17 protein-coding genes and 1 tRNA gene are annotated in these 16,168 nt (G+C 34.9%); 9 read left to right on the forward strand and 9 right to left on the reverse strand.

The annotated features are described in order from the left end of the window. Nucleotides 1-285 precede the first annotated feature (285 nt). Nucleotides 286-1,833 carry a cytochrome P450 gene (locus NFRAN_RS05480; RefSeq protein WP_134483637.1) on the forward strand — a complete coding sequence of 516 codons (1,548 nt, stop codon included), beginning with the start codon at nt 286-288 and terminating at the stop codon, nt 1,831-1,833. A gap of 224 nt (nt 1,834-2,057) precedes the next feature. Here NFRAN_RS05480 and NFRAN_RS05485 read toward each other — a convergent pair whose 3' ends face one another. From NFRAN_RS05485 to NFRAN_RS05495, 3 genes are all read right to left on the reverse strand, one after another. Continuing rightward, nucleotides 2,058-2,429: a cupin domain-containing protein gene (locus tag NFRAN_RS05485; protein WP_134483639.1), complete on the reverse strand. Its 372-nt coding sequence runs from the start codon at nt 2,427-2,429 to the stop codon at nt 2,058-2,060. Between the two features lie 65 nt (nt 2,430-2,494). Continuing rightward, nucleotides 2,495-2,809: a hypothetical protein gene (locus tag NFRAN_RS05490; protein WP_134483641.1), complete on the reverse strand. Its 315-nt coding sequence runs from the start codon at nt 2,807-2,809 to the stop codon at nt 2,495-2,497. Between the two features lie 56 nt (nt 2,810-2,865). Further along, nucleotides 2,866-2,956 (reverse strand) — tRNA-Lys (locus NFRAN_RS05495). Between the two features lie 249 nt (nt 2,957-3,205). Here NFRAN_RS05495 and NFRAN_RS05500 point away from each other — a divergent pair. Then, a complete protein-coding gene (locus tag NFRAN_RS05500; protein WP_134483643.1) occupies nt 3,206-3,475 on the forward strand; it encodes a hypothetical protein in 270 nt (89 codons plus the stop codon). Between the two features lie 268 nt (nt 3,476-3,743). Then, nucleotides 3,744-4,013 (forward strand): hypothetical protein, encoded by a 270-nt coding sequence (locus NFRAN_RS05505; protein ID WP_134483644.1) that lies wholly within the window; start codon nt 3,744-3,746, stop codon nt 4,011-4,013. Between the two features lie 84 nt (nt 4,014-4,097). Here NFRAN_RS05505 and NFRAN_RS05510 read toward each other — a convergent pair whose 3' ends face one another. The 3 genes from NFRAN_RS05510 to NFRAN_RS05520 all read right to left on the reverse strand — a co-directional run bounded on the left by NFRAN_RS05510 (nt 4,098) and on the right by NFRAN_RS05520 (nt 7,890). Next, the gene (locus NFRAN_RS05510) at nt 4,098-4,658 is read right to left on the reverse strand and encodes a hypothetical protein (RefSeq protein ID WP_134483645.1); all 561 of its coding nucleotides are present in this window, start codon (nt 4,656-4,658) and stop codon (nt 4,098-4,100) included. A 221-nt stretch (nt 4,659-4,879) separates the two neighbouring features. After that, nucleotides 4,880-6,721, reverse strand: a complete 1,842-nt coding sequence (locus NFRAN_RS05515) for a helicase C-terminal domain-containing protein (RefSeq protein WP_134483646.1) — start codon at nt 6,719-6,721, stop codon at nt 4,880-4,882. 59 nt (nt 6,722-6,780) lie between these two features. Beyond that, on the reverse strand, nt 6,781-7,890 hold the full coding sequence (locus NFRAN_RS05520; RefSeq protein ID WP_134483648.1) for an EF-Tu/IF-2/RF-3 family GTPase: 1,110 nt from the start codon (nt 7,888-7,890) through the stop codon (nt 6,781-6,783). Between the two features lie 152 nt (nt 7,891-8,042). Between NFRAN_RS05520 and NFRAN_RS05525 the strand changes: the two genes are divergently transcribed. Beyond that, complete coding sequence (locus NFRAN_RS05525; RefSeq protein ID WP_134483650.1) at nt 8,043-9,491, forward strand: DEAD/DEAH box helicase; 1,449 nt, start codon at nt 8,043-8,045, stop codon at nt 9,489-9,491. Nucleotides 9,492-9,898: 407 nt separating this feature from the next. On the opposite strand, the gene NFRAN_RS05530 is transcribed toward NFRAN_RS05525, so the two are convergent. Then, nucleotides 9,899-10,708 carry a hypothetical protein gene (locus tag NFRAN_RS05530; protein ID WP_134483652.1) on the reverse strand — a complete coding sequence of 270 codons (810 nt, stop codon included), beginning with the start codon at nt 10,706-10,708 and terminating at the stop codon, nt 9,899-9,901. A gap of 55 nt (nt 10,709-10,763) precedes the next feature. Then, on the reverse strand, nt 10,764-11,483 hold the full coding sequence (locus tag NFRAN_RS05535; protein WP_172602158.1) for a hypothetical protein: 720 nt from the start codon (nt 11,481-11,483) through the stop codon (nt 10,764-10,766). Between the two features lie 126 nt (nt 11,484-11,609). Here NFRAN_RS05535 and NFRAN_RS05540 point away from each other — a divergent pair, with 126 nt between their 5' ends. Beyond that, the gene (locus tag NFRAN_RS05540; RefSeq protein ID WP_232037942.1) at nt 11,610-12,116 is read left to right on the forward strand and encodes an acyl-CoA thioesterase; all 507 of its coding nucleotides are present in this window, start codon (nt 11,610-11,612) and stop codon (nt 12,114-12,116) included. Nucleotides 12,117-12,358: 242 nt separating this feature from the next. Here the strand turns inward: NFRAN_RS05540 and NFRAN_RS05545 are convergent, their stop codons facing one another. Then, nucleotides 12,359-13,417 (reverse strand): hypothetical protein, encoded by a 1,059-nt coding sequence (locus NFRAN_RS05545; protein ID WP_134483656.1) that lies wholly within the window; start codon nt 13,415-13,417, stop codon nt 12,359-12,361. A gap of 89 nt (nt 13,418-13,506) precedes the next feature. Here NFRAN_RS05545 and NFRAN_RS05550 point away from each other — a divergent pair, with 89 nt between their 5' ends. The 4 genes from NFRAN_RS05550 (at nt 13,507) to NFRAN_RS05565 (ending at nt 16,113) form a co-directional block, all read left to right on the forward strand. After that, nucleotides 13,507-13,806 carry a hypothetical protein gene (locus tag NFRAN_RS05550; RefSeq protein ID WP_134483632.1) on the forward strand — a complete coding sequence of 100 codons (300 nt, stop codon included), beginning with the start codon at nt 13,507-13,509 and terminating at the stop codon, nt 13,804-13,806. Continuing rightward, entirely contained in the window at nt 13,739-14,119 is a 381-nt protein-coding gene (locus NFRAN_RS05555) for a hypothetical protein (RefSeq protein ID WP_134483198.1), read from the forward strand. Before NFRAN_RS05550 ends, NFRAN_RS05555 begins: the two co-directional genes overlap by 68 nt. Before the next feature lie 380 nt (nt 14,120-14,499). Beyond that, nucleotides 14,500-15,357: a hypothetical protein gene (locus tag NFRAN_RS05560; protein WP_145988034.1), complete on the forward strand. Its 858-nt coding sequence runs from the start codon at nt 14,500-14,502 to the stop codon at nt 15,355-15,357. Nucleotides 15,358-15,501: 144 nt separating this feature from the next. Next, complete coding sequence (locus tag NFRAN_RS05565) at nt 15,502-16,113, forward strand: NADPH-dependent FMN reductase (protein ID WP_134483659.1); 612 nt, start codon at nt 15,502-15,504, stop codon at nt 16,111-16,113. The last annotated feature ends 55 nt before the right edge of the window (nt 16,114-16,168 follow it).

The raw sequence follows: 16,168 nt of genomic DNA on the forward strand, positions 1-16,168 counted from the left end.
AGATTCAAACATTTTTTAGATATTTAATCTTTGATTGAATTCATTTGATGTATATGATTTAATCTATATAAGAAATAGTCAACTCGGTATTAGCATGTTAAAACAAGTTCAAATCTTAAGTCAAATTAATATCGTTATTAATGTATAGTATCATTTAGTTTGAGTGCGTGGGGATTAAGTTCCTTGTGGTAGCAGGGTTCTAACACAAACAAGAATTTTAAGCAAACGCCGATTAAGAAACCATAAAAATATTATCAATCAAGTATATAGTTATATCTAGAATTCATGATACCTGACTCCAAATCTAACGGTAATCGGGAGAATTACAAATATCCCCCAGGACCATTGGAAATATTTCCATATAGTCTTGCTTTAAATTTTATATCAAATCCTTTACCCATATTAAAAAAGATTACCGTCAAATATGGAGATATTTCTCATTTTAAATTTGGACCAAGGTTACATGTATATCTTATAAATAACCCATATCTAATTGAAAATATTTTAGTAGGACATAACCAGTATTTTATCAAAAGCCCAGGATTGCAGTTAGCAAGACGAGTAATTGGTAATGGACTAATAACAAATGAGGGGGAAAGTCATTTAAAACAAAGAAGACTAGTCCAGCAAGCATTTACCAAAGACAAAATAGAAGTGTATGGAAACATTCTAGCAGAACACTGTATAGAATATACAAATGCAAACTGGAAAGACGGAATAACGGTGAATATTCACAGAGAGATGACCAAGTTGACACTCTCTATAATCAGTAAATTGTTATTTGGAAACAACGCCTTAACATTGAACGAAGTAGACCAAATCAGCAACAATATTACCCTAACTATTGAATTTATCAATAAACTTAGACTTCCATTTTTAAGATTTATTGAAAAACTTCCAATACCATCAACCTTAGAATATAAGCGAGCATTAAAACAATTAGACGAGATCATTTATGCCAGAATAGATGCAGAACGTCAAAATATGTCGCACAACGACAATAAAAAATTTGATAAATATGACTTGAATGGTACTGCATTAAGAGAACATAATAATCTTAAAAAACATAAAAGTAAATCAAACATTCTTTCTATTCTTATTGATTCAACCGATATAGAAACAACGGTTGAAGATGAAAAGTTATTACTAGATCGTGGAAAAAAGAAAAAAGAAACATCAAAAATGACTGATAACCAACTTCGAGACGAAGTAATGACTATATTTTTAGCAGGTCACGAGACTACAGCCAATGCGTTGACATGGACATTTTATTTATTATCTCGTCATCCCGATGTCGAATTCAAAATTCTCGAAGAAATCGCGCTAATAATTGATGACAAGGAAAGTGACAACAACAGACACAAAGAAATTATCTCGATTGAAGATTTGCCGAGATTAAAGTACACAGAAAAAGTCTTAATGGAATCGATGAGACTTTATCCTCCTTCCTGGGCCATAGGCCGTCAAGCAATAGAAGACTACGCCCTAAATGATAAGTATACAATACCTTCTGGCGCAGTCATAATAATGAGTCAATATCTAGTACATCGTGATAGCAGATATTTTACAGACCCTGAAAAATTTGTTCCTGAAAGATGGTCATCAAAATTCAAAACATCAATACCTCGATTCAGCTACTTCCCATTCGGAGGCGGACCGAGATCGTGTATAGGAGAACCATTAGCTTGGAGTGAAGGTATCATTGTATTAGCAAATATTATCAAGAGATGGAAGATTACACTTGACGAGAAAAACATAACAGACGTAAAATTACAACCACTAGTAACACTAAGACCAAAAAATGGAATCAGAACGATAATGTCAAAAAGGTAGAATCATATATCTATAGAAGCAGATTAATTGATGATTAAACAACTCAATTCAACGACCCATATTTTGTACAATCATTAATAACAGTTTGGACGCGTACGGATCAAAGTCCTTGTGGTAGTAAGGTTCTAATGTATTAAATATTTAGTCTTCGAGACGTAACAAAACAATATATGAATTTACTGGGTCAACCATCAAAGGAAAGGCGGAAAAAACTTATAGATATTTTAATCCAAATAATTTGGAGGATATAATTTCTGACCATACCTTTCTGCAATACTCTGAACCCGTTTTTGTTCTTCGAAAGTCATTTGTATAGGGGGTAAGAATGTGTTTGCTGGAACTGGTTTTCCTATTTCTCTAAACATTTTTTCCATACCAGCTGGTGTAATAAGGCATAACATGTGGGTTACCTTTTTTGTTTTGTTAATAAATTTATGCACTGGTCCATTAAAAGGAATATTTACATGTGAACCCTTTGAAGCAGTATACGTTCCATCCTTCGTAATCACTTCAATCTCTCCATCTATTACATAAAATGCCTCTTGGAATTTGGGATGAGAATGAGGTGGTGGACCACCATTTGGCGGAATCAACATATCTACAAGAGAATAAGCACCGCCTGTTTGCTCACCTCCTATGATAATTCGATAAGTATCCCCTACTATTGATATGCTGTCGCCTTCCAGATCGGTTTATGTCTATTAATAAATAGTTGATTAAGAGAACTCAGGGATGAAAATATCAATAGTTCTTTTCTACTCTGGTCTATGATATAATTAAGTTCATCTTTGAATTCATAAAATTGATTGGCCTTCTCTTCAATAGACGACCCTAGTAGCTTCAAATAGTCAAGGAAAACCTCCAAACGTTTAGGATATTGCCTTCTTGTTTCTGGAGCCCTTAATGCATAAATAAATCTAAAGTATGGAGAATCTATCATGATCGGTTCCGTTATATTGTGCTCATGTGATTGCAACTCTATCTCTAACGATATTCATCACATTGGGCCTAAAAAAGGATTCAGTTATGAAGCGGGCCCGTGGGGATTCGAACCCCAGACAGCCGGATTTCTTTCTAAAACTAGTTAAAAGTCCGGTACTCTACCTGGCTGAGCTACGGGCCCATTACCTCCTATACCGGACTAGTACAATTTAATTTTATAGATTAGCTATTTACCGGTTGGTCAAGAAGTTATTAATATTATAAGATTACGTAGATTGAAATGCAAATTCCCGTCAACTATGGGGGAAGCAAAGATTAAAAAATAAGAAAATTTCAGAAGAAAATTTTATATCATCCTACTATTAGAGAAAGACAGTAACAAGTATCCAAACTATGATATAATTAATTTAGATTATACATATCAATTACAATGAGTAACATAACAAAAAACTATAAGGTCGGAATATTTGCAATGTTTATTGCAGCAGCCTTAATCGGTTCAGTAGTTGCCTTTGGTGACAACTATGCATACGCTGGTGGAAAGAAGAAATCTAATGATGCAGAACAAGAAATCGAACAAGGTCAAGCAAACGAGCAGAACGGACAATGTGTTACTGGCACCTTCTCCTTAATAAACTGCAATAACGTAGGATTACTATTCCAAGACAACGAAGGCAACCTAGCATTAGGTCAGCAATAAACAAACTTTTCTTTTTTTGTTTTATAAATCTAAATACTTGAAGCATAATTTTAAAGATTTTTAGTAGACTTCTTTTTTTCGTTTTTTATGGTTACCGTATGGTAGATATACATCCAACAGATAAATATCACAGCTTCGGCATTAAATTGATCATTGTTCTATAATTAGTTTCTTTCAAAAACATCCATAAAACTATTTCAAATTAAAATAACAGTAAGGAGTATCCAAACTATGATATAATTAATTTAGATTATAGAATTTGATTATAATGAGTAACATAACAAAAACCCACAAAGTTGGCATTTTTGCAATGTTTATTGCAGCAGCCTTAATCGGTTCAGTAGTTGCCTTTGGTGACAACTATGCATACGCTGGTGGAAAGAAGAAATCTAATGATGCAGAACAAGAAATCGAACAAGGTCAAGCAAACGAGCAGAACGGACAATGTGTATCTGCAACCTTTACAATAGCTGGATGTAACAACCTCGGATTAATGTTCCAGTTCCAAGACGGTAATATTGCCGCAGGACAACAATAAACCAAACTTTTCTTTTCTTTTTTCTTCTAGATCTATCTAACAGTTATCAAATAATCATTTTCGATATCCCACATCTGTACTGGTTTATCTATTCTTTTTTGGATTTCTATCGAATAATAATTCCCCAAGTAGCCACTTTACTTCGGTTTTGATAAGAGTACGATTATTATGATTACCACTATCGCCATCACTGTATCCATAATTAATAATACTGTTGTCATCTAGACCTTTATCATTCATAGAATTTTCAGAATAAACATCAGATACAGTTTTGGTGTTGAAGATACTACTTTTGTCACCAGTAATCAAATAACAAGTCTCTTCCCTATAAAAAAAAGTTGAACCTTGCGAGTCAATAAACATCAAAAATGAGATCCTTTTGTCGTACTTTTCTTTGATGCAGAGTTGTTTTCTGTCATTGGTATAGGTATTCTTCCTACCAACTTCCTCTTTTTTGTTCTCATTCTGCAAAAGTATCATATATTGTTCTAGTACAGGGATTATTTTTCTGATAAAATTTTTCAAATGATTTATTTCATGTACATCAATACCAAGCTCATTAGCATCCCATTGAAAAAAGTAATTTCCTATCCTAATGTCGGGTTTGAAGATATATTTTTTGTAATCGTATATTTGTACTTCCATTATCTAGGCACCACCACCACTACCCTCGTTATGACCATAGGCAATGATAGATCTATGACTGCTATTTACTTTTGTCAACAAATGAGAGGTCATAATAGTGACTATGAGGTTTTAAATCTACTTTTTTTCTTGTTCTCTTATTATCATTTCCTGCAATAGCAGCAGTGGTAGCTGTAGTGGTAACAGTGACAGCAACAATAACTCTGTTACATTAACCTGAACTACCTAGTGATAATGGCTTCTGAAAACCACTTTGGAACCATATCTCGACCATTTTTTAAAAGGTATGAAACACTACTATCTAAAATGTAGGTATTTGCATAATCCTCAGAATTTCTTACGCTTCTTCCATATGCCTGAATAAGCCTGAGAATGGTATTCCATTCATACCATTTTGGATTGCGTTGCTTTAATACAGAGATCTTTTTGTCGGTTAAATCTGGATAAGGCACCTTTACTATAATCTGAAATCTAGAGAGATCATCTTTAAGATCCACTCCCAAAAACATGGATGGTGATATCAGGACTGTTGGCTTTGGGCTTTGAGTATGCTTTAAGATCATTTCGCTTCGGTCAAACTTGGGATTGGTTTCAATAAGTCTTGACAAATTGCCTTTTGAAAGATTATTTTTGATAAACTGAACTTGAGAGTACGATGTTGTGTGTATAATACCTTTGTCATTTTTATGTACAGTTAACAGGTTATCGAGTACTTTGACAATATTTGGTAAAGCCTCGTTCATTGTTTTTGCGTTTAACCAAGCCACATTCATCAAATAAATAGGCCTATTTCTAATTGGAAAATCTGAGCTTTCTACTCTTATAAACTTGACATCATCGTCTTTCAGCCCCACAGCCTTGCACAAGTTTTCCTTACTCAATATGGTAGCGCTCATCAGAAGAGAAGTTTCACCCTTGTCAAATATGTCTTCAAAGTAATTTGATACTACCAAGGGTTCTAATTTAATTCTAGAAATTGTATTGTCAATTTCATTTCTAGTAATGTTTGTAACAAGCCAGTTATCCTTATGAAGCTTTAAATCTTCAAGAAAGGAAGTCAAGGTTTTTTCATAATTTAGTGCATCTATAAGATTTTTTTCGCTCACATAAATGTCTCCTTCCTCCTCCTCCTGCTCCTTCAAATTATTTGAGCCATATCTGGAACTTTTGCTATTGTTGTTAATACTTTTGCCTCCATAACTGTTACTACCACCACTATTACTACTAACAAGCCTACTACCGCTACTGCCACCATCTCCCAAAATGTTAGCGGCTCTTTCGATATAACGTGAAAATTGATCCCTCAATGTAGTACAGAAGGCTATCCAGGTCTCAATATCAGTTTGTTTGTTGTCTGGGAATTTGATCCTAGGAAAGAACCTGGCCAGAGACTCTTTGCTAAATATGATATTCTTAAATGAAGAAAGTTCAGATTCCAGCGTATGTGCTTCATCTAGTATCAAAAGCTTTCTCTTGTTTACCCCCGAAGAATAAAATAAATCAGACAAAAAGTACTTGTAATTGTATATAGTATGGCTTGATTTTATAGATACCCATTTTTGATGATAATAAAGGCACGGTTTCCACTCTATTCTAATCAGCTGAGAATGTTCTTTTGCTTTATCATGATATTTTTTTAATGCGTATTTGTTTATCTCGATATTTTCATAAATGGTCCCTTCAGCCTTTACATCATAGTCACTCATCCTTGTCTTGTAGATACAGTCAAAATTATCATCCTTTAGGCATGGTCCGTATTCACAGTTTTCACTTATTCCCATATCTTCCTTGATTATGCACGGAAAATTATTACGTCCCTTTACTTCAGAAAGATAAGGAAAATCTCTGTTATACTGAGTTTGAAGGTCCTTGGTAGATGTACATATATGTGAGCTTCCCAAAAATCTTGCAAGTGTTACTGCAACTGCACTTTTTCCAAACCCAGTGGGTGCTTCTAAAAATATAAATTTATATCTTGACTTTAAAGCCTGATCAATCTCCTCGAGAACCTTTGCCTGCTTCGGACGGATGCTCTCAAAAGGAAAAAAACTTTGTATAGACATTAGAGGGGATGTTTATCTGTATACAAATGGCTTATTAAATCCTAACCAAACATCTTGTCCTATCCCATAATTCCATGACCCATTATCCTCATCCCCTTTGAATCAGGTCTGAATAATACACACTTGTCACCTTTGACGTATGCTATGGGTTTTTCAAATTGGACTATCAAGTTTGATTGGTGGTGGTGATGATGATGGTCGCCACCGTCGCTGCCGTTAGTGTGTTTTAGCTTTACCGTACGAATCTGAAGGCCTACACATGTCATATAGTTCTGAGTTTCAGAAATTTCTTCTTTAAAGAACTGATTCTTTATGAATTTGATTTGAAATTCATTGTTTGCAATTTTGGCCAAACCAGGAGATGTAATCATATCACCTCGTGAAATTTCCTTTGCAGATATACCTTTGATGGCCAGACCCACACGTGAAGGTTTCTTTGAAATATTAACAGGATCATCATGCATCTGAATTGACTTTATAAGTACGGTTTTATTGACTGGACTCAGTACAAGCTCATCATATGTTTTGATTTCTCCTTGTTTCACTGAGCCCAGAACCACGGTTCCGACACCCTTGACATCAAATGCATGGTCTATGGAAACACAAACGCCCTTTTTCTCCACTTCTTCTTCTCGCACCTCTTCACCAGGGTCATTTTTTAAGAGACGGTCATTACCAACACCGGCATAAGAAGCTTGAGCAGCATCATCATCATCAATATTATTGGTTTTCGTCCCCTTATTGACAACAGCAGAGGTAGAGGTAGAAGATGACGTCATTTCAGCAATCCTACTTTTTAGCTGATCTAAGCTATCTAAAATGGAAAAAGATGACAGTCGGGTATTTTTTATAATATTTTTTACCCTTTGGGCATCGATTTCATAGCTATGTAATATAAAACCATTCTTTATCCCAAAAATATCAACAGCAACAAGTTGTTCACCCAAAAAGGTATCAAGTTTCGATATATTGATTATAGCATAATCAGACATTGCAATTGATTGCAATAGTGGTTGAAGTTTTTCAGGGTACGTATTGGGGAAACAATAAGAAATAATTTTATCATTCGTTTTTCGATCGTATATTGTAATATCGCTCGAAGTCCCCTTTTTTCCCAACTCGCCTGCAATAGAAGTATCGCCCAACAGAACAAAATTAAAGCTATCCAAAACCTCCTTGTGTACATGGAATTTTTAAATAAAATCGTTGCTTTTCTCCAAGCAAGCAAATTCCTAGTACTATTAAAGCATGTCTGATCATTTGAATGCATTGCTATTTATAAGGTATAACCACATTTAGTAATCCGAGCTGAATATATTAATTGGTTAGTTTTGAAGAACTTGGTATTGAAAAATCCATAGTTAAAGCATTAAAAGAAACAGGAATCGAACAACCATTTCCTATTCAAGAATCAATAATCCCACTTATCTTAAAAGGAGAAGACGTTATTGGTAGATCGAATACAGGAACTGGTAAAACAGCCGCATTCGTACTACCTATGTTGAGTAAGTTGAATCCTAATAATTTTCTACAAGCACTTATTTTAGTTCCTACAAGAGAACTGGCTACACAGATTACAAGTACAATAAACCAGCTTGTAAAGTATAGCAACTTGAGGGCCGTAGCTATTTACGGCGGACAAAATTATCAAATGCAAAAGAAGATACTCAATAAAGGTGTAAATATAGTAGTCGCCACACCCGGCAGACTCTTAGACCACATGAATCAGAGAACCATCAATTTAAGTAAAATTAATTTTCTTGTTCTTGATGAAGCAGATAGAATGTTAGATATGGGTTTCATTGATGACATCAAAGAAATCCTTTCACATATTGACAATAAAAAACAAATTTGTCTCTTTTCGGCAACAATGCCTGACTCTATAGTCCAGCTTGCCAAAGAACAAATGAACAGCCCAAAGCAAATAAGTATTGAAAAGACCATCTCACAGGCCAACATAAATCAATCTTATCTACTCCTCAATGAAAAAGACAAATTCAAACAATTGGTTAACACTCTCAAGCCCATCTCAAAAGACGACGAAAGTCATATTATTGTATTTACTGCAACAAAACAGAGAGCTAGAGATTTAACATTCAAGCTAAGAGACGACGACTTTTACGTAGAAAGTATTCATGGGGATTTGAATCAGAGACAGAGAGAAAGCACCCTTTCTAGATTTAGAAATAAAAGATTCAACATATTGGTCGCTACAGACGTGGCATCCAGAGGTTTAGACATTTCATCAGTGAGCCACATCATTAACTACGACATACCTGACGATGTGGAAACATACTTCCACAGAATAGGCAGGACTGCTCGAGCAGGAGCAAATGGCACTGCACTTTCTTTTGTATCACAGAACGACATGTTTACCCTCAGGAAGATCCAAAATATTGCAAAGAATTCTCTAAAGAATTTAAATACAGAGTATGGGATAGAAGTGGACTTTAACGTCAACAGCGCTCCTCGACCCAATCGCTTTAGATCTAATTATGGTCGTAAATATAACAACAACAATAGTGGTGGTTACGGCAGAGGCTATGGCAGTCGAGGTGGTTATGGTCGCAATAACAACAGCAATAGCACAAGAGATAGGGATGGAGACAGTCAACGAGGGTATGGACGTAGTAGAATCCCAGCAGAACAGAGGGTCAGAAACAACTATGATAATAGCGGCAACAGTAAATATTATTCTAGAAGATTAAGCGGAATTACTAGACCGCTTGGAAGAAGAAATAATTATAGCAACAGAGGAGACTTGGACTAAAAGAGAATACAGATATAATTAGTTAACAATACTTCCGTAAGCCAGCCTATCCGCATGCAGCTTCATGGTGGGGCAGATAGATTTTTCTTTTTTAGTTTTTCTATCTTGATTAAATTTTTTTCTTTGATATAATAAACAGATAAGATGATTAATCTACCTCCTACTACCTAAAATAACATTTGCTACTACAAAACGAAGTAATAGAATTACGGTGAGCTATGACTATTTTCTATCCTATGTGTATGTGTATATTACATGGATAGAAAGATAGAAAAATGGCATCTGGTAACGGTTAAACCACCAAAGTAAGCATGTTAAAATTTTTTGTAAAAATTATTCTTAATCTAAAAAAATTAAAATAAAAATAAGAAAAAAGAAGATATAATTTCTTGTCGTTATTTTACTTCTTATTCTGCGTGACTGTGGTCGTCGCCTAATGAACTAATTTCATTGACGCCCAAGACAACTGTAGATGTAGCCGGAAAGTCAATTTCGTCTGTAGAGTTATTTGCAATTGCAATATCTGTAATGGTGTTTGTGTCATCAGATGCTATATCTGCATGATAAAGACACAATTCTCCGGGTGCAGATAATGGTGCAACATATTCTAATTCAGCTGGTGCTAAATTAGGTGCCTGACCAATTAATACATCTACTGCGGTAGCATTGTCTTCACCGCATGGGACCTTTAATGCAACATGGCCATTCATTATCTTGTATGGTGTTGAATCGTACAAATGAATAAAGCTTCCTTCAGGTAAGCTTTGATCTTCTAATAATACAGTTAGAGAATCTCTGGTAACTGTACCTTCGCCTGCAGCATGTTCAGTATGTTCTTCTTCTCCTCCTGTAGCCTCATCTCTTGGTTCAGCACTTGTAACATTAGTGGTTACCAAGCCATCGGTGGTGGTAGGCAATAATTCTTCTTCAACCGGTACTGTGTCAGTTACATTTTCAGCAGTTTCTGTTTCATTAGCAGCTGCTGAAGAATCATCGGTTACCAAGCCATCGGTGGTGGTAGGCAATAATTCCTCTTCAACCGGTACCGTTGTTTGGGTTACATTAGTAGAATTGTCAAGTGGTACCTCTGTCACATTTAGAGCTTCAGACAGAGATTCGTTTTGTGCGTATACATTACCATTAACAGAAAAAATGGCTGATACAAGCACAAAGACTACAAAAAATGATACTTTTGTACTAGTTGATTTTTTCATCATTATTTTATAATAAAATTACTTATATTTATGTAATTTTAGAACAATATTCGAAATACTAGGTGGTTTGCTTTACCCCCTTGCGTCTTTTTATTCTTACAGCATACGAAATTCCTACCAAGGCTGCAATGATGACAAAAATATAATAATAAGTAATTAAAAAGTTGGCTATAGACTCATTAATTCTCTCCAATACAGGTACTTGAACATCGATTTCAAAACTAGCAGTCAGAACGTCCAAAGTGTAGAAAATATCCTTAATATCAACAAATAGAATATACTTGCCTGGTTCGCTAAAGGTATAGTTAAAATCATAATGACCCTGTCTTACCAGTACAAAATTATTCGGATCGGAAAATATGGGATCTCCTTCTTTTAAAATATAAAATGAAACAGGTAATTCTATAATTTCATCGCCCTGAGTTGATTTTATCTGCATTAGAAATTCAGTGTTCTTGTCAATCATAGGTTTTGACGGATTCAGTAAAAGATCGATTACATAATTTCCAGCAGTCTGGTTTTTGGTGCCACCTAAACTGCTGATATCATCTTCACCTCCATCACTGCTACTGCCAAAAATGTGAGCAAAAGCCAGATAATTACCCTCAACAGTAATAAAATTAAATGAAATAGTAAAGAAAAATGCAGATAATACCAAAATCTTAAAATCCCCTAAACTAGTGAGCCTTTCTTGAACAGAATAGCTGTTAACTCTCTTAAGATTTTGAATAAAGACAATAGAATCTAATAGTCTAACAGCGTCAGACAAAAAAAGCATATACAAATAGTGAGTCAAAGTTTAATATAAATTCAATAATAAATTTGGTTTTCAGATAAAAGAAGAATCATCATGCTTGTTTATTATTTAAGAATTAATATCTCACAGTATTATTGATTCTAGATATTGTCTAAAGAAGAAGTAGAAGAAAGTGTACAAAATATTGTCAAAAAGACAGTTCGAGACTCCGAGGCAGAAACTACAATTGTAATGCTACCTTCTGATGCCAATCCCCTTGGAAACGTATTTGGAGGAATGATCTTAAAGTACGTAGACCTTTTAGCAGGATTGGTTGCAAAGAGACACGCAGGACATGCCAATATTGTGACAGCTAGTATAGATAGTATGACATTTCTAAAGCCAGTGTACATAGGAAATGCTTTGATCTTAAAGGCCAGGATAAACTATGTAAGAAGAACTTCTATGGAAGTGGAGGTGAATATCGAAGCAGAAGACTTGAACAAGTCTCAAAAGACACACACAGGTACAGCATATGTAACTTTGGTGGCTCTTGATGAAAAGGGAAAGCCAACCGAGGTTCCCAAACTAATCCTGAGAAATGAGGAAGAGAAAAAGAGGTTTCAAGAAGGAGAGGAAAGAATGGCTGCCAGGTTGAAAAACAGGAAAAAGTAACAACAGAACCAAAATAACAAGTAGACAGGCAAATAGCTAGGAATGTGGATAGGAAGGTATCAAATCGCTATTTTGACTGGGACAGGATTAGAAGTACATATAGATGACGCCGCAATCTTTGTGATGATAATATACGATTTTTTTTGTGAAAAAGCAGTAAAAAAGTTATCAGTCAGTTTAATCAATCAATAAAAAAAGAGCCACAACTCATATTCTTTGCAAATTTCTCCGTCTTAAATCCTCTAATCCATGACTTTGGATTCATCTAGTGGATAAACATACACGTTTGCCTCCTCATGATCGATTTTAATGGAATCTAATAGTAATGAACTCTTCAGCTCCGTTCCGTCCGTCCCCCATCCTTTTTTCCCAAGTATGCAGGTGTCATCTACAGTGTACTTGAGAGTTTCGGGATTAAACGGTTCCAAGGTTACTCTCTCTTCTGCCAATAATCCATCTTTTCGAATCGATTCTGACATCTTCCTGCCTCCATCATTTAACAAATACTTGATACCATAATCCTTTCGAAGGGTTTGAAGGCCTTTGAGCATATCAAATTCTTCTTTTCCTGTGCGTAAATATGTAACTAGATCTGATTCTTTTATTGTCCTTGATAGGTGTTCGTATACTACATCCGTGGTTAAAATAATTACCTTCAAATTATTTTTTGGATCAAGCATTGAAAGTTCTTTTTTTTTATAAAATTCTATCAATCGCGATTTATCTACGCTTTCAATCGAGCGAATAGATACTACAAAGTAAAACCTTTCCAAGTTTACAAACCTGTTTGCAAGTTTAAAGAGCTCATCATATACTTTTGGATAACAGGGTTTTAGATGCTTGCCAAAAAAATCCCATGACCAAATCTGAGAATGATTTTCCATCATGTTGTTTACTGTAACCATAATGGCATTACTTCCTACAAGGATCCTATGCAGAGAGGCAAAAACATTATCTCCAAGTTTTCTACTACCTCCGGTAAGTAATGTGACTCCTCCGCCCTTGAGTCCCAAAAGCTTAAAGGCATAGATTCCACTGTTTGGAGAAAAGATCTCTGCAGCAACAAAACTGGTGGCTTGATAGGGTACTGTTAATTTGTTAACAAATTCTTCTGAAGCTCCTATCACTACATAAGGAATTATTTTAGATAAATAAGGACAGTCCAAATCATTAACAGTATCATAGACTTTTAGACCCCTTTTTCGAAAGTGGGTAACAACGTTTTGATCCATCACGCCAGTATCTAAAAGGTATTCAAGCTTGTCAAAGTGGTTTTTCTTGACCGCATCAAAATGCACCATATATCAAAATCATCAAGAGAAAGCAAACAATATATTGGCTCTGTTCAGTTAACGATAAGCATATAGCTTGAAAGCATTCCATTTCTTTTATGCTTACTAGAAACAGAACGCCTTCAAAGTATGTATGTTATGGGTTGCATTTGTACTTTTCAGGTTTATCTTTAAGAAAAGCCTCGGAAAGATTGTCTCAGATGTATAAAAGAAACCATGTCTCCATCTGGAATTGGATTCAAAAGTACAAGCCTCAAAAGCTGAAGTCAACTAGAAGAAGAGTTCTAGAGTATATAATAGATGAGACCATGTTGAAGGTGGGATCAGAGTTTGTCTGGCTCTGGGTTGCAACTGAACCAGACAGAAAACAGGCAAATTCTCGCACTGTCTATCTCTAAAGAAAGAAACATGTTTGTAGCTGAAAGATTCATTTCAGATTTAGTCAAGATTCATGGAATTCATCCAGTTTCGACTGATGATGGAGGTACTTGGTATCCAATGGCCTGTAGATTCTTAAATCTCGATCATCACATTCATTCCTCTCTGGAGAAAAGTCTGATTGAAAGAAAGATGCAATACATAAAGGATAGAACCGAAAGTTTCGATGACTACTTTCCTTGTAGAATAAAGAATTGCAAGTTAAAGCATGTACGGAATTGGCTGCGGCTCTTTGTAGACTATCACAACAATGAAATAAAACATATTAAGTGAACAGAGCCATATTAACATAATTATCCATTTATATATTAGCTGTTGACCAACAACAACGCCGGTTCTACTATTTCACAGATTTTTTGGTTTAGATACGTTAACTAAATTGTAGTGTATATCCAAGAGACACGAATTGCTCTTAATGCGCAGTTAATAGTGAAATAGAACCATATAATTTTTTGTAATTGTAATTGTGGAAAACCCAGTACACTAGTAAAAACTATTGATGCCTCATATATTCACTCACCCCGTTCTAAATAAAATTATCAAAAAGATACAATCAATCTTCTATTAGAATTGAATTATAGTTTTGAGAAAAAAATAAGTACATAATTATTAAAAACAATCCTCATAAAGAATATCTACTAAAAAATTATAACATGTATTTCAATAGAGTAACTTCCACCACCATCATGTCGTCAATGTTTTTGTTACTAATATTAAGTTCAATTAATTTATCACCTGTAAAACATGTTAATGCTGCTTCAGGTGATCTCGTAAACTATAACAATAATTTTAATATGTACACTTCACCCAACGATCCAAATAAAGACTCTGCTATGCAGAACGCAAACTGTGTAATCAACTTCATGCAAACATATGTTTATGCAGCCTCAACAGCTAGTAATTGCAATAGTACATCCTCACCTTCAACTCCCTCAGATCATGCTCAAACACCAATCCAAGGTCAAGCACCGGTACAAAGTCAATCACACCCGGCAGCCCCTGAAGGTCCTCAAACAGGAATATCTGATCAAAGCGAAAGTGTAGGCATAGTAAAGGTGGTGGACACCAATACCAATGGCGGAACCTTTGCACCAACCCAAAACACGTCGTCTACTTCTGTTCAAAGTGATGTAGAAAACAAGGATGATGATGACAAGAATAAGAATGACAAGGATGCAAAGGACAAGGATGATGATGATGATGATGATGATGATGACAAGAATAAGAATGACAAGGATGCAAAGGACAAGGATGATGATGATGATGATGACAAGAATAAGAATGACAAGGATGCAAAGGACAAGGATGATGATGATGATGACAAGAATAAGAATGACGATAATAATAGAGGGGATAAAAGAGACAGTGAAACCAAGGTTTACAATGAAAATACAGTAACCAAAGAAGAACGAAAACTGTTACTCACAGCCTGTTTTGAAAGAGCATATGACAAGGGAAATTACCTATCAACTAAAGAGATAGTAAAATGTGCAGAAAACTATAACAGCTAACTCTTCTTTTTTTTGGGTGCTACCCAGATAGAGATAAAGAGAGATAAAAGAGACAAAGCACTTTCAAACCATAATTATCGTGTTAAATGAACAATGGCGTTTTGTATCTAAATATTCAAATAACAAACACATGAAAAAAAACTGATGACAATAAACTTATTGGGAATTGCAGGGAGCATGAGAAACAATTCCTATAGTTTTAAGGCTTTAGATCTCGCATTAAAAATAGCTAAAGAAAGGTATAATGCAGAAATAAATTTATTTGATCTCAGGAAAAACAGACTGCCAATTTATGAACCCAATTTACAGTTAGACAAGATTCAACAATCTGAAAAGGAAAGCTTGCAAATGGCCAACACCATGGTCAAATGGACAGATGCAATAATCCTTGCCTCCCCAGATTACCATGGATCCATGTCAGGTGTGTTAAAAAATTTTTTAGATTTCTTTTGGAAAGAGTTTTCAGGAAAAACATTCGGATATATCTGTGCCTCTCATGAAAAGGGCCTCACAGTGATGGAACAAATGAGAACAGCAGTAAGACAATGCTATGGATGGAGTATGCCCTATGGTATTTCGACTAGTTCCAATGATTTTGATATAGATGGCAATATAACGAATCAAAAAACTGTTATGCGTATAGAGATGTTGTCCAGAGACATCGTATTTTATGGAAAAGCCATAAGAAATCAATTTCTTGCTGACACATCAAACAAAGTTAAAGAGTCATATTCATTTCTCACGCTGGAAAAATAATGAGACAATTCGAGAAAAAGCGTTTTAGGAGTTTTTACCATAATTCTATTATATA

Source organism: Candidatus Nitrosocosmicus franklandus (assembly GCF_900696045.1).
In the GTDB taxonomy this organism is placed as follows: Archaea; Thermoproteota; Nitrososphaeria; order Nitrososphaerales; family Nitrososphaeraceae; genus Nitrosocosmicus; species Nitrosocosmicus franklandus_A.